Origin of the sequence: Hymenobacter montanus, from assembly GCF_014699115.1 — a bacterium.
GTDB classification, from domain to species: domain Bacteria; phylum Bacteroidota; class Bacteroidia; order Cytophagales; family Hymenobacteraceae; genus Hymenobacter; species Hymenobacter montanus.
Map to the genome: position 1 here is coordinate 14,960 of NZ_JACXAD010000010.1, position 20,092 is coordinate 35,051.

Annotated in this window: 16 protein-coding genes; 10 read left to right on the forward strand and 6 right to left on the reverse strand. The window is 59.3% G+C overall.

Annotated elements, in window-relative coordinates; genetic code table 11:
• The first annotated feature begins 224 nt into the window (after window positions 1-224).
• From IC235_RS10335 to IC235_RS10345, 3 genes are all read left to right on the forward strand, one after another.
• Window positions 225-1,922 carry a hypothetical protein gene (locus tag IC235_RS10335; RefSeq protein WP_191005108.1) on the forward strand — a complete coding sequence of 566 codons (1,698 nt, stop codon included), beginning with the start codon at window positions 225-227 and terminating at the stop codon, window positions 1,920-1,922.
• Between the two features lie 174 nt (window positions 1,923-2,096).
• The gene (locus IC235_RS10340; RefSeq protein WP_191005109.1) at window positions 2,097-3,077 is read left to right on the forward strand and encodes an acyl-ACP desaturase; all 981 of its coding nucleotides are present in this window, start codon (window positions 2,097-2,099) and stop codon (window positions 3,075-3,077) included.
• 294 nt (window positions 3,078-3,371) lie between these two features.
• Entirely contained in the window at window positions 3,372-4,658 is a 1,287-nt protein-coding gene (locus IC235_RS10345; RefSeq protein WP_191005110.1) for a hypothetical protein, read from the forward strand.
• A 49-nt stretch (window positions 4,659-4,707) separates the two neighbouring features.
• Here IC235_RS10345 and IC235_RS10350 read toward each other — a convergent pair whose 3' ends face one another.
• Together IC235_RS10350 and IC235_RS10355 are read right to left on the reverse strand one after the other, a co-directional pair.
• Window positions 4,708-5,619, reverse strand: a complete 912-nt coding sequence (locus tag IC235_RS10350; protein WP_191005111.1) for a bifunctional transcriptional activator/DNA repair enzyme AdaA — start codon at window positions 5,617-5,619, stop codon at window positions 4,708-4,710.
• 181 nt (window positions 5,620-5,800) lie between these two features.
• Window positions 5,801-6,082, reverse strand: a complete 282-nt coding sequence (locus tag IC235_RS10355) for a DUF427 domain-containing protein (protein WP_191005112.1) — start codon at window positions 6,080-6,082, stop codon at window positions 5,801-5,803.
• 177 nt (window positions 6,083-6,259) lie between these two features.
• Here IC235_RS10355 and IC235_RS10360 point away from each other — a divergent pair, with 177 nt between their 5' ends.
• Both IC235_RS10360 and IC235_RS10365 read left to right on the forward strand, forming a co-directional pair.
• Window positions 6,260-7,366 carry a vWA domain-containing protein gene (locus IC235_RS10360; RefSeq protein WP_191005113.1) on the forward strand — a complete coding sequence of 369 codons (1,107 nt, stop codon included), beginning with the start codon at window positions 6,260-6,262 and terminating at the stop codon, window positions 7,364-7,366.
• 885 nt (window positions 7,367-8,251) lie between these two features.
• Window positions 8,252-10,057 (forward strand): choice-of-anchor Q domain-containing protein, encoded by a 1,806-nt coding sequence (locus tag IC235_RS10365; RefSeq protein ID WP_191005114.1) that lies wholly within the window; start codon window positions 8,252-8,254, stop codon window positions 10,055-10,057.
• Window positions 10,058-10,250: 193 nt separating this feature from the next.
• Here the strand turns inward: IC235_RS10365 and IC235_RS10370 are convergent, their stop codons facing one another.
• Complete coding sequence (locus tag IC235_RS10370; protein ID WP_191005115.1) at window positions 10,251-10,868, reverse strand: hypothetical protein; 618 nt, start codon at window positions 10,866-10,868, stop codon at window positions 10,251-10,253.
• Window positions 10,869-10,933: 65 nt separating this feature from the next.
• Window positions 10,934-11,431, reverse strand: coding sequence for an RNA polymerase sigma factor (locus tag IC235_RS10375; RefSeq protein ID WP_191005116.1), 498 nt, complete (start codon window positions 11,429-11,431; stop codon window positions 10,934-10,936).
• A gap of 199 nt (window positions 11,432-11,630) precedes the next feature.
• On the opposite strand from IC235_RS10375, the gene IC235_RS10380 reads away from it, so the two are divergent.
• Window positions 11,631-13,151 carry a sigma 54-interacting transcriptional regulator gene (locus tag IC235_RS10380; RefSeq protein ID WP_191005117.1) on the forward strand — a complete coding sequence of 507 codons (1,521 nt, stop codon included), beginning with the start codon at window positions 11,631-11,633 and terminating at the stop codon, window positions 13,149-13,151.
• Between the two features lie 595 nt (window positions 13,152-13,746).
• Here IC235_RS10380 and IC235_RS10385 read toward each other — a convergent pair.
• Window positions 13,747-15,477, reverse strand: coding sequence for a M14 family zinc carboxypeptidase (locus tag IC235_RS10385; protein WP_223847203.1), 1,731 nt, complete (start codon window positions 15,475-15,477; stop codon window positions 13,747-13,749).
• A gap of 235 nt (window positions 15,478-15,712) precedes the next feature.
• Between IC235_RS10385 and surE the strand changes: the two genes are divergently transcribed.
• Entirely contained in the window at window positions 15,713-16,567 is an 855-nt protein-coding gene (gene surE, locus IC235_RS10390) for a 5'/3'-nucleotidase SurE (RefSeq protein WP_191005119.1), read from the forward strand.
• 44 nt (window positions 16,568-16,611) lie between these two features.
• Here surE and IC235_RS10395 read toward each other — a convergent pair whose 3' ends face one another.
• Entirely contained in the window at window positions 16,612-17,301 is a 690-nt protein-coding gene (locus IC235_RS10395) for a bifunctional DNA primase/polymerase (RefSeq protein ID WP_191005120.1), read from the reverse strand.
• Between the two features lie 312 nt (window positions 17,302-17,613).
• Between IC235_RS10395 and IC235_RS10400 the strand changes: the two genes are divergently transcribed.
• The 3 genes from IC235_RS10400 to IC235_RS10405 all read left to right on the forward strand — a co-directional run bounded on the left by IC235_RS10400 (window position 17,614) and on the right by IC235_RS10405 (window position 20,057).
• A complete protein-coding gene (locus IC235_RS10400; protein WP_191005121.1) occupies window positions 17,614-19,140 on the forward strand; it encodes a leucine-rich repeat domain-containing protein in 1,527 nt (508 codons plus the stop codon).
• 28 nt (window positions 19,141-19,168) lie between these two features.
• Complete coding sequence (locus tag IC235_RS22065; RefSeq protein ID WP_223847204.1) at window positions 19,169-19,351, forward strand: hypothetical protein; 183 nt, start codon at window positions 19,169-19,171, stop codon at window positions 19,349-19,351.
• Window positions 19,352-19,457: 106 nt separating this feature from the next.
• On the forward strand, window positions 19,458-20,057 hold the full coding sequence (locus IC235_RS10405) for a SixA phosphatase family protein (protein WP_191005122.1): 600 nt from the start codon (window positions 19,458-19,460) through the stop codon (window positions 20,055-20,057).
• The last annotated feature ends 35 nt before the right edge of the window (window positions 20,058-20,092 follow it).

The window sequence follows — 20,092 nt, forward strand, 5'->3', positions numbered from 1 at the left end:
CTCTCACGTGCTGAGCGACTGCACGCGGGAGGCCCCGCTCAGCTTGGAATATGCCTCGACCCTGGGTTGAACCGTCTTACCCCGCAACAACTGTAGGATGCTAGTTGCCCCGGCAACCTATCTTCACGGGCCTTGCCCCGCCTGGGCTGTCCCTCAAAACACCGGCTGAGTGGGCACAATGCCGCCGCGTCCCGTTTATTCGCAGTCAATCTCACGCTGCCCCGGTGCCCAACCATTCCCGCCTAGCCATTTTTGCCCGCGTGGTGCTGCTGCCCCTGGCGCTGGTCCTGGCCACCGTAGCGGGCCTGGGCAGCTATTATGAAACCAGTGACGACACCACCCTGGCCTGGCTTTTTTCGGGCGTGCTAACCGGGGCGCCAGTGCCATCGCTGCCGCTGTATTTTCACGGCTACGGGCACGTGCTGGCGGCGGCGTATATGGCCTGGCCCGGGGTGTCGTGGGTTGGGGTACTGTTGGCAGGGCTGCTGGCGGCAGGCACCGTACTCACCTTTGCGGTGCTCGATCGGATGCTGCGCCCGCACCTGCGGGCAGGGGCGCTGGGGTTGGTCCTGGTGCTGTTTTTTGCGGGGGCGTGGTTGGAGCATTGGCTGTGGTTCAGCCACGTGCGGGTGGTGCTGGTGCTGGCGGGGGCGGCGCTGCTCTTCGCGGCCCAGCGGCCGGGCCACCGCGGGGCGCTGCTGGTCGGGCTGGCCGGGCTGGGGGCGGCGTGGCTGCTGCGGCCGGGCCTGGCCTGGGCTGGCTACGGGGCCGCCCTGCCCGCGGCCCTGCTGCTGGCGGGCAGCTGGCGCCGGGCCCGGCCGGTGGTGTTAAGCACGGCAGTGAGCCTGGGGCTGCTGGCGGGCGGGGCCGCCCTGTGGCAAACCCCCGCCGCGGCACGCACGCAGGCGCGCGACCGGGCGTTTGCCCGCGTTCTCGATTTTGACCAGCTGCGCCCACGGCCGCGTACGGCGGCCGACAGCCTGGGCACGGCAGCCCTGGGGCTGTGGCTGATGGGGGATTCCACCGTCGTAAACGAAGGCTTCTGCTCCCGGGCCTACCGGTTCGAGGCCGCCGACTTTCTAGGCCAGGTGGTGCCTGCCAAGCTTCGGTTGCGGGCCGAACTGTTGCTACGCGACTATTTTCTCCTGCTGCTGGCGTTGGTCGCCACGGCGGTGGTCGCCGGCCGGCGCCGGGGCCGAGAACTCTGGTTTTGGGGTGTTCAAGCGGGTTTTGCTGCTGCGCTAGTGGTATTAGCGGGCCTGCTCAAACTGCCACCCCGTCTCGAATTGCCGGTGCTGGACTTTTGGCTGCTCGCCAACCTGGGACTTTTACTAAAAGACGCCCAGGCTTACCCAGCCGGCTTATTCCCCTACGCCTGGTTAACGGCAAAAATAGGCCCTGGCGACTCAGCAGCCCGACCGGCCGCCAGTTGGCGCCTGGTAGCGCTAGTGGCTCTGCTGGTGCTCCTGGCACTGTACGGAGCCAAAATGCTACACCGCCGCCAGGCCCTGGGGCAGGAGCGGAGCCGCCACGAAAGGGTGTTGGCCGAAATCAGCCGTCGTACCGCGGGCCGCGTGCGGGTGCTGGCCGGGGCGACCGACGTGCTCAAGAGCCTGTCGCCGTGGCGGGTGCGCACCCCCGGCCCGGGCCCGGTGCTGATGCTCTCGGGCTGGCAGTCCCACGACCAATCGCAGCGGGAGCTGCGCCGCAGCCTGACCGGCACCGCCGACCAAAGCTCTTGCCTGCGTCGCCTCGCCGAGCCCACCCGCGGCACTCGCTGGCTGCTTTCCCGCGAAACCGCTCAGTGGCTGAATCGCCGCTTTCGGAACGACACCGGGGCGGGCCCCGCCGTGGTTCTGCGGCCCACAGCCCCCCTGGCGGCCGATACCGCCCTGCTTTTCTATCAGCCTCTCGCGCCCTAATGCTGAGGTATGGATCGGGGATAAAGTGCAATTGCTAAGCCGGCCCTGGGCGGGTGAGCGGATTCGGTTAGGCTAATGCCATAATCTTATACCCACCTGCCTGTGCGCGCAACAGACCTTTGTCCCCGCGAAAGCGTTTCCTAATTCATTACTCACGTTTTTGCCTCCTATCCTATGCTTACGTCCACGATGACTTCCCGCAGCGAAGTCCTGCAGCACCTCGAAGGCTTCCTCAAATCCAACATGAGTTCCTTCCTCAAGAGCGTAGAAGAAAGCTGGCAGCCCGCCGATTTTCTGCCCGACTCGCGCCTCGACTCGTTTTTCGACCAGGTGAAGGAGCTGCGCGAAAAAGCTAAAAACCTGAGCTACGACCTCCTCGCCGTGCTTATTGGCGACACGGTTACCGAAGAAGCCCTCCCGAACTACGAAGCCTGGTTCCACGAGCTCGACGACCTGAACCGCGACCGCGACAACGGCTGGGCGCAGTGGATCCGGGGCTGGACGGCCGAGGAGAACCGCCACGGCGACTTGCTCAACCGCTACCTCTACCTTTCGGGCCGCGTGAACATGCGCGAGTTTGAGGTCAGCACCCAATACCTCATCAACGATGGCTTCGACCTCGGCACGGCCCACGACCCGTACCGGGCCTTCGTGTACACCAGCTACCAGGAGCAGGCCACCAACATTTCGCATCGCCGGGTGGGCCAGCTGGCCCGCGCCGCCGGCGAAGATCAGTTGTCGAAGATCTGCGGCATGATTGCCGGCGACGAAAACCGTCACGCCCGCGTATACAAGACGTTTGTGGAGAAAATCTTTGAGGTCGACCCCAACGAAATGATGCTGGCCTTCGAGGACATGATGCGCAAAAAAATCGTGATGCCGGCCCACTACATGCGCGAAATGGGCATCGAAATGGGCAAGACCTTCGGCCACTTCACCGACGCCGCCCAGCGCCTCGGCGTGTACACCAGCACCGATTACACCGACATCCTCGACTCGCTCATTCACGACTGGAAAATTGAGCACCTCGGCGGCCTCAACAGCGCCGCCGAAAAGGCCCGCGACTACATTATGGCCCTGCCCAACCGCCTGCGCCGCGTGGCTGACCGCATGCCCGTGCCCAAGCTGGAATACAAGTTCAAGTGGATTTCGTAGGTCACCTAGCAAACCCAAGGGGAAGAGCCGCGTCGCGGCGGTAGATTGGTAGAGAAGGGTAACCCAGGCCAAATGAGAACCGCGTAGCGGTGATAGAACCGTCTGAACTATCTGTCACCGCTACGCGGCTCTCAACCACCAGGCCTCGTTGAATTACTACCAATCTACCGCCGCTATGAGGCTGGTTCGCAACTTGAGATAACAAACATCAAGTAATAGGTAACAGCCGTTCAGCCTGCCTCTGGGTTTGCTGGGCGGCTGTCGTCGTTTATTGCAGTTGATTACCCAAACTGTATGAGACTGCTTCCTGGCGCCCTGCTCGGTCTGAGCACTTTTCTCTTGTTGAGCGCCTGTGAAACGCGCCGCAACGTCCACTCGGCGGAACAACCGGCGGCGGCAATTTCTGCCGCGCTGCCCGATTCCACAGTCGCCCCCAAGCCGGCTACTGTTCCGCCCGACACCGCTGACCTGACGCGCCGCTATTCGCGCGCGCCCGGCCCCATCGATTCGCTGATTCGCCTGGGTACGCGGCATTACCGCCTGGCTGTGCGGGTGGAAACTGATTCGACTCGCCCAATCGATTTTGAGCCGTCCGAATCGTTGGGGCCAGGTTTTGCCGCGCCCAGCGACACGGCCTGGCAGGCGCATCGGGTGCGGGGCTACCAGGAAACGTACACGTTTACCTTGCGCGATTCGGTGGGAAAAGCGCTGGTATTCCGGCGAAAACTGCGCAAGCCGGACTTCTATTCCGTGGGCCCGCGCGATGCAGTAACGGTGATGAACATGCCCCGCCCCAGCTACCTGGGGTACAGCGCGGCCCTCGGGTCGCTGGTGTTCGTTTGTTACCTCAACGTGCCAAATACCGACCTTGGCTGGCGCGCCACGCTGCTCCTCGACCGCCAGGGCCGGGTCCGGCGTCTTTCGCCCAGCGGCCCGGCTTACTCCAGCGCGGCCGACTGCGACCCCCAGGTTTCGCCCTCGGGCCGCGCCGTGCTTACCTGCTCCGAAGTGCTGCGGGCGGGCCACCCACCCTTAAAGCTCAATAAATCGCACGCGGAGTTACAAGCCGCCCGTTTTCTCAACGATACGACCTTGCTGGTGGTCTATGCCAATGGCGATTACAAAGCAAGCCAGGAGCCAGTGGTAGAGTCGGGGAGCGAGGGGCCGCTCCCAGTGCCCGGGGCGGTTGTAACCGCGCCCCCGGCCAGATACGATTTTGTGACCACGCCGGCGCAACGGCGTTTGCCTACGGCTTTTATTATGAGCACCAGCGGCCGGGTAATCCGCCGGTTTCGGCTGAAGGTTTCCGGAGCAATGGGCTCCGATTTACTGCGGGTGTGGGCCAGGGCCGCACGGGCCTATGTTTTCGTGGAGGACGAAGGCAAGCTGGTCGTGGTGCCCAAAGCCCGGCCGGGTAACATTACCGAACTGAAACTAAAGCAGCTGCCCAGGTTCCGGCCCCCGCAGCACCCCCGTGAGCAGCGCTACCAAATCCTGGGCGATTTTACCCGCCTGGCAGTATACATCGATACGCTGCAGCCCCGGAACATAAGAATTCAGCAACTGCCCGGCGGGGAGTAGAAGCCGGCTGCTTTCGTGATGAGCGGCAACTGCCGGGAACAAATGGTTTTTACGGCTCAGGAGCTCGCTTGTCGACCCCGTCAAACGAGCGAAGCAGAGCTCCAGCGGCCGGCGCGTCCAGAGGAGTCATAACGGCCCCTGCCTCAGTGCGGGCCGCCTCCCAGCCCAGCAGCGCTGCTTTGCGCGTAGGGCCCCAGCGGTAGTGGCCCAACTCGCCGGTTTGCCGAATTACGCGGTGGCAGGGGATGAGGTAGCCCACTGGATTGGCCCCGATGGCCGTGCCGGCCGCCCGCACGGCCGCCCCATTTTCGGCCGCGTGGGCCACTTGGGCATACGTTCGCCGCTCGCCTTCCGGAATCCGCAGCAGAGATTCCCAAATCTTGAGCTGGAATGGCGTGCCTCGAAGGTGAAGCCGCAGCCGGGTGGTGGGAGCGAAGTCGCGGGCGAAAAAACGGGCCACCTGGGCGTGAAATGCAGTTTCTACGGCGGTCAGGGTGGCCTTGGGCCATTCCCGGCGCAGCTCCGCCAGCGCCGTCTCAGCGTCGTCCATAAACACCAGCTTGCAGATGCCTTTGCCGGTAGAAGCTACCAGATAAGGCCCGAACAGACTTTCGCCGAAGCTGTAGTGGATGGTCAGGTGGGCGCCGCCTTGGCGGTATTCGCCGGGCGTCATGGCTTCCAGGGTCACGAACAGGTCGTGCAGGCGGCCGGTGCCGGAAAGGCCGGTTTCCTCGGCCGCCTCGGCCACCGAGGCGCTTTGCCGCAACAGGTGCTTAGCGTGGTCGAGGCTGAGGTATTGCAGGAATTTCTTGGGCGAAACCCCCGCCCACTCCTGAAACTTGCGCTGGAAATGAAACGGGCTCCAATGGGCCTGTTCGGCTAATTCCTCCAGGGTGGGCTGCTGCTGGAAATGGGTGCCGGCGAAAGTGAGCGCGGCGGCAATGCGTTGGTAGTCAGTCATGGCAGTTGGGGGCTGAGTGACTGCAAAATTCGCCCGGTGCGCCCGCCCCGGAAACCCGATTCTTGCGCAGTTTGGAACTGCCGGTGGGGATTAAGGTGGGGGATCAATAAAGCACGTCATGCCGAGCGCAGCCGGGGCATGACGTGCGGTGGCTCGCTAACGGCGGGCTTTTCTACCGCTGCTACTTTTCAATTTTCACGCCTTTCCAGAAGGCTACGCGGCCTTTGATTTCCTTGGCGGCATCTTTGGGGTCGGGGTAGTACCAGGCGGCATCTTTGTTCTGCTCCCCGTTCACGCGCAGCGAATAGTAGCTGGCCCGACCTTTCCAGGGGCAGGTAGTTTGGGCGATGCTATCTTCAAAAAACTCCTTTTTGAGGGAGTCGGCGGGGAAATAATGATTGTTTTCAATCACGATGGTGTCGTCGCTTTCGGCTACGACGGTGTTGTTCCAGATGGCTTTCATTAGGTGGTGTACGGCCTGGGTGGCGGGGGTGTTGAACGGTGGTAAACTACAAAAAAAGAGTAAGCCGGAAAGCGGTCCGGGCCCGGGTGGCCGCTGCTACGAAGGCGGCGGCCGGCTGCGAATTGAACATTGCCCGCGCGCCCGTTGTTTTCCGGGTCTATCCTGAAATAAGAATTTATGGCCGTTGGCTTCCGCTTCCGCGATTTTGTACCTGAAGATCAGCCCGAAAAAGGGTTTGAGTCGTTGTTTAAGCTGTTTATGCAGCTCGTCACCATCACTTCCGGCGACGTGGGCGAGGCCCTGCAGTGGCTCAATGAGCTCGACAAGCAGTATGGCCTGACCGACGATAACTACGGCATGGGCAATTTCATTGATGACCTCAAAAAAAAGGGTTACATCGACGAAAACGAGCAAGAGAGGGGCGAATTCAAGATTACGCCCAAAACCGAGCAGGGCATCCGCAAAAGCGCCCTGGAGGAGATTTTCGGGAAGCTGAAGAAAAGCAGTACCGGCAACCACCGCACTCCCCACACCGGTCAGGGCGACGAGCAAAGCACCGACCTGCGCGAGTTCCGCTTCGGCGATTCCCTGGAGCAGATTCAGATGTCGGAATCCATCCGCAACGCCCAACTCAACCATGGCATGGACGGCGACGACTTTATGCTGACCGAGGGCGACCTGGAAGTGCGTGAGAATGAGCACAAGTCCAAGACCAGCACCGTGCTCATGATTGACATCTCGCACTCGATGATTCTCTACGGTGAGGACCGCATCACCCCAGCCAAAAAAGTGGCCATGGCCCTGGCCGAGCTCGTGAAGCAGAAATACCCCAAGGATTTCCTCGACGTCATCGTGTTCGGCAATGATGCCTGGCAGATTGAAGTCAAGGACCTGCCCTACCTGCAAGTGGGCCCCTACCATACCAACACCGTGGCCGGCCTGGAGCTGGCCATGGACCTGCTGCGCAAGCGCAAAACGCCCAACAAGCAGATCTTCATGATTACCGATGGCAAGCCGACCTGCCTGAAAGAGGGCAACGGCTACTACAAAAACGCTTTTGGCCTCGACCGCAAAGTGGTGAACAAAACCCTGAACCTGGCCGCCGCCGCCCGTCGCGTGAAAATTCCCATCACCACGTTTATGATTACCTCCGACCCGTACCTGCAAAAATTCGTGGAGGAATTCACCGAGGTAAATCAGGGTAAGGCCTATTATTCCGGTCTCAAGGGCTTAGGCCACCTGGTGTTTGAAGACTACAAAAAGAACCGCCGCAAGACCCTGTAAGCTTACTGGTAATACCTCCCTCATCGTTCTCAAGGATTGAGAAGGGGGTTACCCCAAAGAATAATTCTTTCGATGAAAATGCCAAGCTTTTGGGGTAGCACCCCAAAAGCTTGGCATTTTCATTTAACAATAATTTAATAAGCGGTGTCGCACCTGAATTTTTGGCCCTGCTTAGGCTGGCTTTGCTTAGCCGAGGCAGCGCCTCGGCACGGTTTAAAAGAAGTTTCCAGGTTAAGGAAATTGGGTTTGTTTCATCTTTTACTGAGTTAGTGAAATTCAATACCTGGCTCCGAACCACTTCAGAATATTTACTGGTTAGTCGCTGCAGCACCCACTCATTTGGCCCCAAAACCTGCTCGTAGTGCTAATTTTGGGAGGTAAAATTCTTCAACTATAGCATAGCTGGGCGTGCTAGCGGCTGGTTGTGCAGAGGTGCGAGGGCCTTCTGACTGAGCCCAATGGGCTATGAGCGTAAGCCGTTGTAACAAAGGAAGGTCGGGTGGCGGGTAATACGGTTGCTATCCTGTTAGTTTTAATTCCTAATTTTAAAACCCTCTCCCAGCCAAGGACTGGAGGGACTCTTGGGCACTAATATCAACCAGTATTTGGGCATGTAAACAATTGTGATAAGTGCTCTGAACAGGTTCGGTTCAGTATTTTTAGATATATTTATTATATATTCAGAAAACCTATCGGACTTCGCGATAAAATTGCTTCGAATAGCTAAGGGCCTACGGTGATATTGAAAACATTTCATTTCAGGTTGCCATGAAGGTGTTTCTTGTTTTGACTAACTTATTAGAAAAAGTCGCCCTCTGTGCTAGATTTACGTATCTTAGCTCTCACCAAAACATTATCTCATCCACTCTCTTTTTTAATCGTACTATGAAAAAATATTATTTGATTCTGTTTGCCATCTTGAGCGGCGACTTGGTTACCCAGGCTCAAACCCCTATATGCCCCGCTCCACCGCCCATTACTATGACAAATCCGGTCTCTTTTGGCAACGGTACTCCGGGCAGCTGCACCCAGGCGGCCTTGCAGCAATTAATAAACGCGGGGGGAAATATTGTCTGCAACTGCGGCCCCGCACCGTACACGCTCACGTTAACCAGCACCCTGCAGGTTCCCAACGTGCGGGTGGTAATTGACGGGCTGAACCGGCTCACCATCAGCGGCGGAAATACGGTGCGCATCTTCGACAAGGCTACCGCGGCGGGCCCGGGCGACGCTACCCTGCTGGGCCTGCAAAACATGATCCTGCGCGATGGCTTCGTGGTCGACAACGGCACCGACGACCGCTTGGGTGGGGCGGCCATCCGGGGCCGGGCCAACGGCCGGCTGCAAGTAACCAACGTGCAGTTTATCAACAACGTGGGGCCGGTATTGCAGTCCGACGCCTGCGGGGCGGTTCACACCGTCGTGTACGACGACGTCTCCTTTGTCGGCTGCTCCTTCACCAACAACCGCGGGGCCAACGGCGGAGCCGTGGGTACCATCGGCTCGGCTCAGCGTTTCATCAACTGCCTCTTTGAAAACAATCAGGCCACGGGCACGGGCGGCACCTTTGACAAAGGCGGTATTGGCGGGGCCGTGTACGTGGACGGCGTGGACCAAAACGGCGTGACCAACACCATGAGCCTGTGCGGCTGTCAGTTGCGCCGCAATACGGCCAACCAGCAGGGCGGTGCTGCAGCCCTGATTTTTTATGAAAACAAGGAGAGCACCGCTACCATTGACCGCTGCACGTTCGAGGACAACACCGTAAACTCAGATGGGGACCTCGGTGGGGGCCTTTACTACCTGAACGGGCCACTCACGCTTACCAACTCCACTTTCGCCCGCAACACCACGCCCGGAGCCGGTGGCGGAGTGTGGTTGACCAACACGCTGTTGAACGTGCGCAACTGTACCTTCACCGGCAATGTGACTGCCGGCTTGGGTGGAGGCCTGGCCATTAGCGGCGGCGCCGAAAAACGAGCTAATTTGCTAAATACAACTTTTAGCGCCAACCGAGCCGGCAACTTTGGCAGTGCCATCTTCAACATTGGCACCCTGACTCTTGGTAATTCCATCTTCTATAACAACTTGACGGGCAGCGCCAATCAGAGCAACGCGTACGCCGGAGGAACCATCAATAATGGCAGTGAGCTGACGGTAGCCGCGGGTAACCTGCAATGGCCGGAAAACTTCGTCGTAGACGGTAACACCGTGCGCGAAGGCTGGCTAACCAATGACGTGCTCGTGGCCGACGCGCGACTGGCGCCGCTGGCCAACAACGGGGGCCCGACGCCAACCCAGGCGCTGCCCGCGGGTAGCCCGGCAATCAACATCGGCACGGCCCCCGGCGCCCCGGCTACCGACCAGCGCGGCGCGCCCCGGGTAGGGCAGCCCGACGCTGGTGCGTACGAGTTTGGCAGCACGCCCCTGTCGACCACAAGCGGAGGGCCACTCACTACCTCTGGGGCCGACCGGGCGCTGCTCATCTTCCCTAACCCCGCCAGCCGGTCGGTGCGCCTGGTAGACGCGAGCCCGAAAGCAGCAACGGAGTTGTTTGACGGGTTGGGACGGATGGTGCGCCACTACAAGCCGGGGGCTATGACGCTAGACTTGAGCGGGCTGGCGGCGGGCCTGTACGTAGTGCGCACGGCCGACGGACGCGCCACACAACTGGTGGTGCGCGAAGAATAAGCCTTAAGAGCTAAGAATAAGAAATAGAAAGGAGCTTGAGAACGGCAGCCCCAGCCGCCGTTCTCAAGCTCCTTTTGTGTTGGTGCCCCTGCCTTTCTGGGGCAGGGCTTAATTATTTGGCGGCGAAAGGTCTCGGTACTTCGTATTTGAGGCCAGTAAGAAACCGATGCGTAAGGCTGTAAGAGAAACTGGTCTACTCGGGGGGCAGCTCTTGCAGCACTGCTTCGAGCCGGTCGATATGCTGACCGTAGGACTCACGAATGTGCCATTTCGTGAGCCAGTGCACCAAGGCCAGGCTAGCTGCTACCGTCAAGCCAAACCACAGCAGGAAAGAGCAGGTGGCTGCCGCGGGCAAGGCTGGCAGCACGAATTGTTTGGCGCCATAGAGTGCCAGCGCGGCCAAAACAACCGTCAGCCCCAGGCTAGCGCGGTGGCTAAGACGCAGCAGGCCGCGCAACTGGCGCAGGTACCCGGCGGCGTGGCTGCGGAGCGGGTCGGCGGAGTGTTGCAGCTGGCGCAACAGCTGCAGCTGGCTGTAATAGTAGAAAAGAGAAAGTCCGCCGAGGCCAGCCAGGCCCGCAGCTAGCCCTTGGGCCCAACCGCTGGGCATGCGCAGTAAGGCGACCAGGAGCGGAGCCGTAATCAGCGCCCCAGCAATCAGCTCGGCCCATACGTGGCGTATCATCTGGGTGACGGGGCCGTGCGAGCCGCCGGCCAGTAAGGCCTGCCACTGGCCCGGGGTGCCGGCTGGAGCAAGGGTCTGCTGTTGCCAACGACGGCTTAATTCGTCGAAAAAGTGGGGGGTAGTCATGGTAAAAAGTGCTTAAAGTTTGAATTTGGGGTGATGAAAAAGGCCAGGCGATTTTTCGCGTCGGTTTAATGGGCCATTAGCCGGCGGAGCTTATCCAGGGCCCGGTGCATTTTCACGCGCACATTGTTGGGCGTAATGCCCAGGATTTCGGCCACTTCCTGGTCGGGCCGGTCCTCCAGGCGCAGTAGCACCAATGCTTTATCGACGTCGGAGAGGTGCCCAATAGCCTGGTAGAGTTGGGCCAACTCATCCGCGTCGGGCCCCGGTGCAGCCGGCGCGGCTAGCTGGCGCACCGCTGCTTGATCGAGCGAGCGAGTAAGGGGCCGCCGGTTGCGTTGCCGCTGCTGGACTACGGCCACGTTCAGGGCCACGCGGTACACCCAGGTGCTGCGTTGGGCGCGTCCCTCGTAGCTGGACCAAGCCCGCCAGAGCTGCACCAGGGTTTCCTGGTACAAGTCCTGCTGGTCGTCGGCGTCGGCGCAGTACAGGCGGGCTACGCGCCGCAGCAGGCCTTCGTATTGGCGCAGGGCATCTTCGAAAGCAAGGGGCAGCGGGGGCGGCATCGGGGCAAGGGGGAAAGTTGAGCAGTTAGTAGCTGTTGCCCGCCGAAATATTACAGGGCTTCCCAAAAAACTGCGGTACTTCGTGAAAGGGAGCGGGACGCCGAAACGGAACGCGGCCCGGTTGCATAGGGTCGCTGAACCTCTGCCCGCCCTTAACGGTTAAGGAGGCCGGGAAACCGGTTTCCCCTTATTTGTCTCCATGAAGCACGAAACCATCCACACCCTGGGCCAGCTCCGCGCCAGTGGCTACACGCCCCGCACCGTTAAGCAAGAGCTGCGGGAAAACCTGATTTCCAAGCTGCGCAATAAAGAAGAAGTATTCCCAGGCATTTTCGGCTACGACGAAACCGTGATTCCGGACCTGCAGCGCGCCATCCTGGCCGGGCACCACATCAACCTGCTCGGCTTGCGCGGCCAGGCCAAAACCCGCATCGCACGCCTGCTGATTAACCTGCTCGACGAGTACCTGCCCGTGGTGGCCGGGGCCGAGCTGAACGACGACCCGCTGCAGCCCCTGTCGGTATTCGCCAAAAACCTCATTGCCGAGCACGGCGACAACACCCCCGTGGCCTGGCTGCACCGCGACGAGCGCTACACCGAGAAGCTGGCCACGCCCGACGTGTCGGTAGCCGACTTGATTGGCGACGCCGACCCTATCAAAGCCGCCACCCTCAAACTGCCGTATTCCGACGAGCGCGTCATTCACTTCGGCCTGATTCCGCGGGCCCACCGTGGCATTTTCGTGATTAATGAGCTGCCCGACTTGCAGGCCCGGATTCAGGTGTCGCTGTTCAACATTCTGCAGGAAGGCGACATCCAGATTCGTGGGTTTAAGGTGCGGCTGCCGCTGGATATCCAGTTCGTGTTCACGGCCAACCCCGAGGACTACACCAACCGCGGCAGCATCGTGACCCCGCTTAAAGACCGAATTGACGCCCAGATTATCACCCACTACCCCAAGTCCATCGAAATCGGCAAGCGCATCACCAAGCAGGAGGCCCGCATCAAAGATGAGCAGAAGGGTTTGGTGACCAGCAACGAAATCGTCCACGACCTGGTCGAGCAAGTGGCCGTGGAAGCCCGCGGCTCCGAGTTTGTCGACGCCAAGTCGGGCGTATCGGCCCGCCTCACCATCTCGGCTTACGAGCAGGTGGTAGCGGGGGCGGAGCGCCGGGCCCTGGTAAACGGCGAGCCGAACACCTACGTGCGGGTGGGCGACTTCATTTCGGCCGTGCCGGCTATCACCGGCAAGGTGGAGCTGGTGTATGAGGGCGAGCAGGAAGGGGCGGGCATCGTGGCCGAGAAGCTCATGGGCAAGGCCATTCGCACGCTGTTCCTCCAGTACTTCCCCGACCCCGACAAGTCCAAGAAGCTCAAAAACCGTCCTTCGCCCTACAAAGCCGTGCAGGAGTGGTTCGGCAATGGCCACACCCTCGACCTGCTGCACGACGCCAGCACGGCCGACTATCGCGCCGCCCTCGACCTGGTACCGGGCCTGCGCGACATCGTGACCGAGCTGCACCCCCACGAAACTCCGGAGCACACCTACTTCCTGATGGAGTTCCTGCTCCACGGCCTGTCCGAGCACAGCCTGATTTCGCGCAACCGCCTCACCTCGGGTGCCCAGTTCAAGGACTTGCTCTCCTCCATGTTCACCATGCCCACTTTTGGGGATGACGACGATGAGGAAGAGGACGAAAAGCCGCGCCGTCGGCGGTAGATTGAATTTATGAAGTAGCCAAAAAAAGCGCCCTACAGCAATGTAGGGGGCTTTTTTGTTCTGATTAGGGTTGAATTGGTAACGGGGATGGCAGCTATTCTTTAGCTTGGCTGAGCTTGGAGTGAGTCAAAAGCTTACTTCCTGCCGCTCCTTGATTGATCTCAAGGCACTTGACAGTTGAACCTACCCACCTTTGCTGGGAGTAAAGTAGCAGCCTGGTGTGACCATACACATGCTGATAAACCTGTAGCGATGACCTTACCGAAAAAAGGAGTTAGACTGATTACGGTTAATGGCGAGCAGTTCGTTTTAAAATGGGTGCGGTGCGTTTGAGACGTGGACTTCCGCAATTCTGTTAAGAAGTTGTTTAAGTTATTTCTTCTTCCTGCGGTTAGACCACCTTCTCAGCCTGGCCGTGCGCTGAAACAACTATTCAGGGGGCCTTCAAACGCGCCAAAAGGTGGCAAATGCATTGGTAAGAATCTGATTTTTAGCGAATAAATAACTTAAACAGCTGCTAAGAAGGTCTCTAGAATGATAGTACGTTGATTCGTCTGAATCCAGCCGGGTGCGCCGATCCAGACAGAGCCGCTCTCTAATTGCTGGGGAGCTTGCCCGGGCCCAGCCAGCGCGCCACCGGGTAGCGGTTGAACCCTTGCTCGTGGTGGGGCGAGTTCAAATACACCCACTCCAACTGCGCGGGGCCGGTAAAGGCTGCATTCTGGGCCTTGAGCGCTTCCAGGCGCTGGCGTAGAGCAGGGTCACGGCGCAGGAGGTCGGCGGCTACGTCCTCGAACACGTAGTCGGAGAAATGCTCTTTTTGCTGCAGCACGCTGTCGAAAAAGCCCCACGCGAAAAATGAGTCGGTGGCTTGAGGCTCCAGCGTTTCGATGAGGTAGCGCACCGGGGCCGCGTCGGTGAGGTAGCACACGTAGTCACCTTTGCGGTAGGTGACCGTTTCGGATACCAGGCGCAGCTGCACCTGGCTGTGCAGGTAGTGGCCCTCGAAAGGCTTGGGGGTGGTTTTATAATCTTCGAGGTAGTACACTTCCACCGGAATGGTCAGGTCCTGCGCCAGCGGCTCGGGAGCCGCGCCGTTACGACGCAGCAGGTCCACTACTTCGCCCCAGGCCTGGGGGATGAGGTAGGCGGTGGGGCGGCGGGCCACGGCAGTTGGCTTATAGGTGTTGAAGTACTTAACCGGCCGGGTAAAGGGTGCGGCGCGGTCGTAGTAGAGGCGGGGCTGGCCGCTGACCTCGCTGGGCTTCATGCGCCCCTCGTAGCCGCGGAACTGAACCGTTTCGGCCTGGGTGTCGTCGAGGGCCCAGGCCAGGGGGAAGCTCGTTTGGGTTGCTTGCCCGGCCCGCGCCGCGAGGCGGGCCGCCGCCAGCGCGGCCGACTGCTGCCCCACGGTTTCGAGCACGGTTTTCAGGAAGTCGTAGGTGGAATGCACGCGCGCCGCGAAGGGCTTCAGCATGTGGGTTTCGGGCATGAAGCCGATGGTGTGGAACAGCGCGGCGTAGCCCGTAGAGTAGCGCGGGCTTTCCAGAAACGCTTGCAGGCCACTCTCGGGCGTTGAGCCCTCGAAGTCCACGTAGGGTGTCATGGGCCACTTTTTCTGTTCCATGCCCTGGTATAGGGCCGGCAGCAGCTGGCTTTGCAGGTAGGTGCCCAGCGCCGGGGCCAGCTTGTTGTGCTGAGTAGCAATCAGCGTCATGGTGTACTGGTAGTCGGCGCCATTCGAGGTATGGGTTTCCACGAACACGTCGGGCTGCCACTTCTGAAACAGGGCCGCGAAGGAGCGGGCATTGCGCGAGTCTTGCTTGATGTAGTCGCGGTTCAAGTCGAGGTGCCGGGCGTTGCCCCGAAAGCCGTAGGCGGCCGGGCCGTTCTGGTTGGCCCGGCCGCTGGCGCTACGGTTCAGCATGCCGTCCACGTTGTAGACGGGCACGACCACCACCGTGACGTCCGCCAGCAGCTTCCGCAGTTGGGGCTGTTGCAGCAGGTCGCGGGTCAGCATCATGCTGGCGTCGATGCCCTCGGGCTCGCCGGGGTGAATGCCGTTTTGAACGAACAGTACCCGGCGGTTCTTCCGTCGGGTGCTGACGGGGTCAGCGTCGCCATCGGCCGACAGCACGGCTTCGTGCAGGGGCTGGCCGATGTCGGTTGGGCCAGCCTCGGCCAGGTGCAGCCCCTGCGGGTAGGCGGCGGCCAGCTTTTGGTAATAGGCGATGCACTCGGCGTACGTGGCCGTAGTGTTGCCGGTGGGGTCGTTTTCGAAGGGCGTGCGCCAGGCGGCGGGCGGCGGAGTAGGAGCGAGGGACATCAGCGAAGCAAGAAGGAAGGCAAACATGAGTGCAAAAGAACGGCTTAGGAAACGGTAGGGCGGAACTCCGCTTCAGATCAGCCCGCGGCTCGTCGTGCGCCCCGCGTTCAACAACGGCAACCACCCTGGTTCCGGCTTGGGCTAAAAGGGCCCTTTCGCGTTTAAGGAGGGGAAAGCTCGCCTAGTCGGGCCCTACCTTTACGTCTTCTCTCCATTTCCTTACGTGCTCTCCGCCTTGAAAAAACCCCTCATCCTCGTTTCCAACGACGACGGCATCACCGCCCCCGGCATTCGCCACCTCGTCGAAATCATGCACCAGCTGGGGGCCGAAGTCGTAGTGGTCGCGCCCGATTCGCCGCAGTCGGGCATGGGGCACGCCATCACCATCGGCCACCCCCTGCGGCTCACCAAAAATCCGGTGTTCGGCCCCGACATTGAAGCCTACGAGTGCTCCGGCACCCCGGCCGACTGCGTGAAGATTGCCAAGCACTACGTGCTCAAGGGCCGCAACCCCGACCTAGTAGTGTCCGGCATCAACCACGGCTCCAACGCTTCGGTGAACGTGCTGTACTCGGGCACCATGTCGGCCGCCATTGAAGGGGCTATTGAGGGCTTGCCGGCTATTGGTTTCTCCCTCTGCGAGTATGGCCCGCAAGCCGATTTCTCGCACGTGGCCGAGTGGGTAGAACGGATATGCCGCCACGCGCTCGACCATGGTGTGCCCGCCGGCACGGCCCTGAACGTGAACATCCCCAAAAAGTCGGCCGAGCCCATTGCCGGCTTACGCCTGGCCCGCCAAGCCCGGGCTAAGTGGCAGGAGGAGTTCGACCGCCGCCTCGACCCCTACGAGCGCCCGTACTACTGGTTGATCGGCTCCTTCGTGAACCTCGATCACGGCACCGACACCGACGAGTGGGCCCTGGCCAACAATTATGTTTCCGTGGTGCCCTGCCAGTTCGACCTGACCGCTATCCACGGCCTGGCGCACCTGAATGAACACTGGCAATTGCCACTCCCCGAGCCGGCCCAGGTCGGGGCTCCTCCTCAGCCCGTGCCCTCCGGCGATTATGGCCCGGCCACACAGAGCTAAACGCGGCGCTCCGGTAGCAGTCCTTAATCAAACAGGAGGTTGGCTCAATCAGTAAGCTGCCGCAGCATTGGCACAAAGCCGCCTTGGCAACAGCCTGGTACTGGAATAAGATTGTCGCCACGCACGTCGACACCTGGTAAGGCCACCAGTTGCTGGTACCAGCTTTTGGTAAACTGTCCTTGGATGCGCTCTACTTCCACCAGTAAATGAATTCCGCCCCGGGTGGTGAGTACACTCACCGCATCAAGGTTGATTTTGCCTGCGATAAGGGCGCGTACCTCTTCGGCTTTCATGCCATCAATGTCCAGGTCAAAGAAGGGTTTGCGGCTCGGCGTCCTCTGAATCTCACTCAGGGCCAGTGATTGCGCGTTGTAGCCGTTATAGTCTTTGGTAATAACTTCCGCCAGCTTAATCAGTAAGTTTTTGGCGGCCTTGCTGTGTGAGCGGGGATTTACCGTGATGTAAAGCGCCAGGGCTTCCTGCGGCACGGGAATGCCGTTAACAGCGTACGCTCCTATTTCAACCTGCATTTGACAAATCTTCTGCCCGATGTTCTGTTTCGTGCAGGTAACCCGCTTGAGCTGGCACTTGTCGTCTTTAATAGTCGAACCGACCGGCGCGTACTTCTTGCGAGCAAAGAGACACAGGAGGTAGCACTCGTCGTTGGCCAGCTCCGGTAGCCAGCGCAGAAATTGCAGAAATTGCTGTTCGTCCTTCAAGATTTCATAGTTCATGGCAATAGCTTTTGCTTGCTTTTGGATTTGCGTACTTACCTAAAGATACCGGCAAGAAGGCCCTATAATAACCTGCAAACACTCGATTATAGTAGTAATGAACTTCCAGCTCCGCTCTAAAAGTATGAAGCAGTTATAAAAATCACGAGAACCTCACTGCTTTTCTAACCCACTCCAAGCCCTTTCCGAATGGGACAGTTGTAGAACTTACAAGAGGTCTACTGCGATAACGACTAGCTGCAAACAGTGTCGATAAAGTACTATCCACCATAATTTGTGCTCGTTTTGTGGTTCGAGCGCTCCCTTCTTCCTATGACTCCCGACCAAGCGTTTCCTTCAGAACAGGATTCCCGTTCCGGCTCAGCCGAAATCGACGAGCAAGTAGCCCAGTTAATTCGATTGGTGCGCTCCGGGGAGGGGGCTAATATCAAGCTCGCCTTCCTTTTAGCCGAGAACTTAGGCAACCCGGCCGCTTTCCAGCAGTACCTGGACGAACTGCTACCCCTTTACCAACTCGCTTTTGGGCGCCAGCGAAAAAAGTGGGACGCCGCTGCCCTGGCCAAGTTATTTCAACTTACCCGGCTTGAAATATCGGGCAAGGAACTTGCCGCCCTGCCTGAAAGCGTAGGGCAGCTACACCGCTTAGAAAAGCTTGATTGCCATAATAACCAGCTACGAACACTGCCGGAAAGCATCGGCCAGCTACACCAATTAAAAGAACTCAATTGCCGTAAGAACCAGCTCCAAGCCCTGCCTGAAAGCTTGGGAGGATTACAAAACTTACAAGAACTCTATTGCCAGGATAACCAGCTCCAAGTCTTACCTGAAAGCTTAGGACAGTTACTCCACTTACGAGAGCTCTATTGCGCTTCTAACCAGTTCCAAGCCTTACCTGAAAGCTTGGGGAGGCTACACAGCCTGGAAAAGCTCTGGTGCGATCGTAACCAGCTACAAACCTTACCTGAAAGCCTGGGAGAGTTGCAAAACTTACAACAGCTCAATTGTCGTTTTAACTCCCTACAGGCCCTGCCCGAAAGCATCGGCCAGCTACACAGTCTGGGATGGCTAGCTTGCGAGACTAACCAGCTCCAAGTCCTGCCCGAGAGCATCGGGCAGCTACACAAGTTGCAAACGCTCTATTGCTCTTATAATCAGTTACAGAATTTACCTGAAAGTATAGGGCGATTACAAAACTTACAATCTCTCTCGTGCGATCACAACCGGCTACAAACCCTGCCTGAAAGCATCGGGCAGCTACAAAACTTGGGATGGCTATATTGCTCTGATAACCAGCTACAAGCCTTACCAACAAGCTTGGGACAATTATACGAATTGCAAGAACTCCAGTGCTCTTCTAACCAGCTCCAAGCCCTGCCCGAAGGCTTGGGGGAGCTCCAAAACTTGAAAAGACTCTATTGCGATCATAATCAGCTACAAACCTTACCCCAAAGCCTGGGGGCGTTACAAAACCTGCAGTCGCTCAGTTGTTCTTCTAACCAGCTCCAAGCCCTGCCCCACAGCCTGGAAGGGCTACACAGCCTGGAAAAGCTTATTTGCTTCAATAACCAGCTCCAAGCCTTACCCGAAAGCCTCGGCCAGCTACCCTGCTTGGAAAAGCTCGATTGCAGTAGTAATCAGTTGCAAGCCTTGCCCGAAAGCCTGGGAGCGTTACAAAACTTGAAAGAACTTCATTGTTTTTCTAACCAGCTACAGGCCCTGCCCGAACGCTTGGGATGGTTAAAAAAATTGAAAGTACTGAATGCGCGTCAAAACCCCCTCACTCATATTCCCCCGGCCTTGCAACAAAAGAAATGGTTTCAATTACTGGTGGATGAATGAAAGTGAAAGCGGCTAAGGCCCGATGAAGATGCTGGCCCTGCCCGGCGATTACGCGGTACTGGGCTACTCTGACGATCCTGACAACAGTTCCGACGACGATAACCGCTACTGGCGCCCGGGTCAGGAACATTTGCGTGCGGCGCTCGCGCCTCCTGGTCTGCGATTGTCCGTCGAAGGGAAGGCACGCCCCTTCCTTGCTTGGAGCCACTAAACTAGTTTGCATCCAGCGAAAGCTTAAGCCCCTGTTGCATCTGCCCGAGGGCGCTCGGGCTTTGCCGGTTGCGGTGTATTTTGCCCCGCTAATTTCTTTCTGCCCCATGGCCATCCGCTCTTTCCAATGGCTTATTCTGCTATTCGCCGGGATTGCTCTTTCTAAAAGCAGTCTTGCTCAGGCCCCCGCTACCAGTAAGGCTCAGCAAAAGTCTAAGCCCCGCGTAACGACCATCTACCTGGTGCGCCACGCCGAAAAAGACTCCGCTTCGAATCCGGCCGACCCGGGCCTGTCGGACGCGGGAGAAGAGCGGGCGCAGGCCCTGAGCCGAATGTTGGCTACCCGCCGGCCGACGGCATTGTTCACTACCAATACCAAGCGCACCCGCGCTACCCTGGCCCCCCTAGCCGCCGCCATCGGCGTGGAGCCGCAGGTGTACGATGCAAAAGTGCCAAGCGCCCTGGCCACTCGGATTCGGCAGGAATACCGGGGAAAGACGGTGGTCGTAGTGGGCCACTCCAACACCCTGCTGCCGCTCATCGCGGCGTTAGGTGCCACGCCCCCGGTCAAAGAAATCGGGGATAAGGAATACGGCTACCTCTTCACGGTGCACCTTAGGGAGGGCGCGCTGCCCACCGTGGCCGTACAAGGCTACGGGCCCAAGGGCTGGGCCGAGGCTCCGACCAAGCATACCCAGCTCCATTAGCCGGCCCGGCATACATACTTTCGTAGCTCTGGCTC

What these genes read in the sequence shown, in the direction of transcription:
- IC235_RS10340 (WP_191005109.1), top strand. Translation starts at nt 2,097, where the DNA reads ATGCTTACGTCCACGATGACTTCCCGCAGCGAAGTCCTGCAGCACCTC.
- IC235_RS10345 (WP_191005110.1), top strand. Translation starts at nt 3,372, where the DNA reads ATGAGACTGCTTCCTGGCGCCCTGCTCGGTCTGAGCACTTTTCTCTTG.
- IC235_RS10350 (WP_191005111.1), bottom strand. Translation starts at nt 5,619, where the DNA reads ATGACTGACTACCAACGCATTGCCGCCGCGCTCACTTTCGCCGGCACC.
- IC235_RS10355 (WP_191005112.1), bottom strand. Translation starts at nt 6,082, where the DNA reads ATGAAAGCCATCTGGAACAACACCGTCGTAGCCGAAAGCGACGACACC.
- IC235_RS10360 (WP_191005113.1), top strand. Translation starts at nt 6,260, where the DNA reads ATGGCCGTTGGCTTCCGCTTCCGCGATTTTGTACCTGAAGATCAGCCC.
- IC235_RS10365 (WP_191005114.1), top strand. Translation starts at nt 8,252, where the DNA reads ATGAAAAAATATTATTTGATTCTGTTTGCCATCTTGAGCGGCGACTTG.
- IC235_RS10370 (WP_191005115.1), bottom strand. Translation starts at nt 10,868, where the DNA reads ATGACTACCCCCCACTTTTTCGACGAATTAAGCCGTCGTTGGCAACAG.
- IC235_RS10375 (WP_191005116.1), bottom strand. Translation starts at nt 11,431, where the DNA reads ATGCCGCCCCCGCTGCCCCTTGCTTTCGAAGATGCCCTGCGCCAATAC.
- IC235_RS10380 (WP_191005117.1), top strand. Translation starts at nt 11,631, where the DNA reads ATGAAGCACGAAACCATCCACACCCTGGGCCAGCTCCGCGCCAGTGGC.
- IC235_RS10385 (WP_223847203.1), bottom strand. Translation starts at nt 15,477, where the DNA reads ATGTCCCTCGCTCCTACTCCGCCGCCCGCCGCCTGGCGCACGCCCTTC.
- IC235_RS10395 (WP_191005120.1), bottom strand. Translation starts at nt 17,301, where the DNA reads ATGAACTATGAAATCTTGAAGGACGAACAGCAATTTCTGCAATTTCTG.
- IC235_RS10400 (WP_191005121.1), top strand. Translation starts at nt 17,614, where the DNA reads ATGACTCCCGACCAAGCGTTTCCTTCAGAACAGGATTCCCGTTCCGGC.
- IC235_RS22065 (WP_223847204.1), top strand. Translation starts at nt 19,169, where the DNA reads ATGCTGGCCCTGCCCGGCGATTACGCGGTACTGGGCTACTCTGACGAT.
- IC235_RS10405 (WP_191005122.1), top strand. Translation starts at nt 19,458, where the DNA reads ATGGCCATCCGCTCTTTCCAATGGCTTATTCTGCTATTCGCCGGGATT.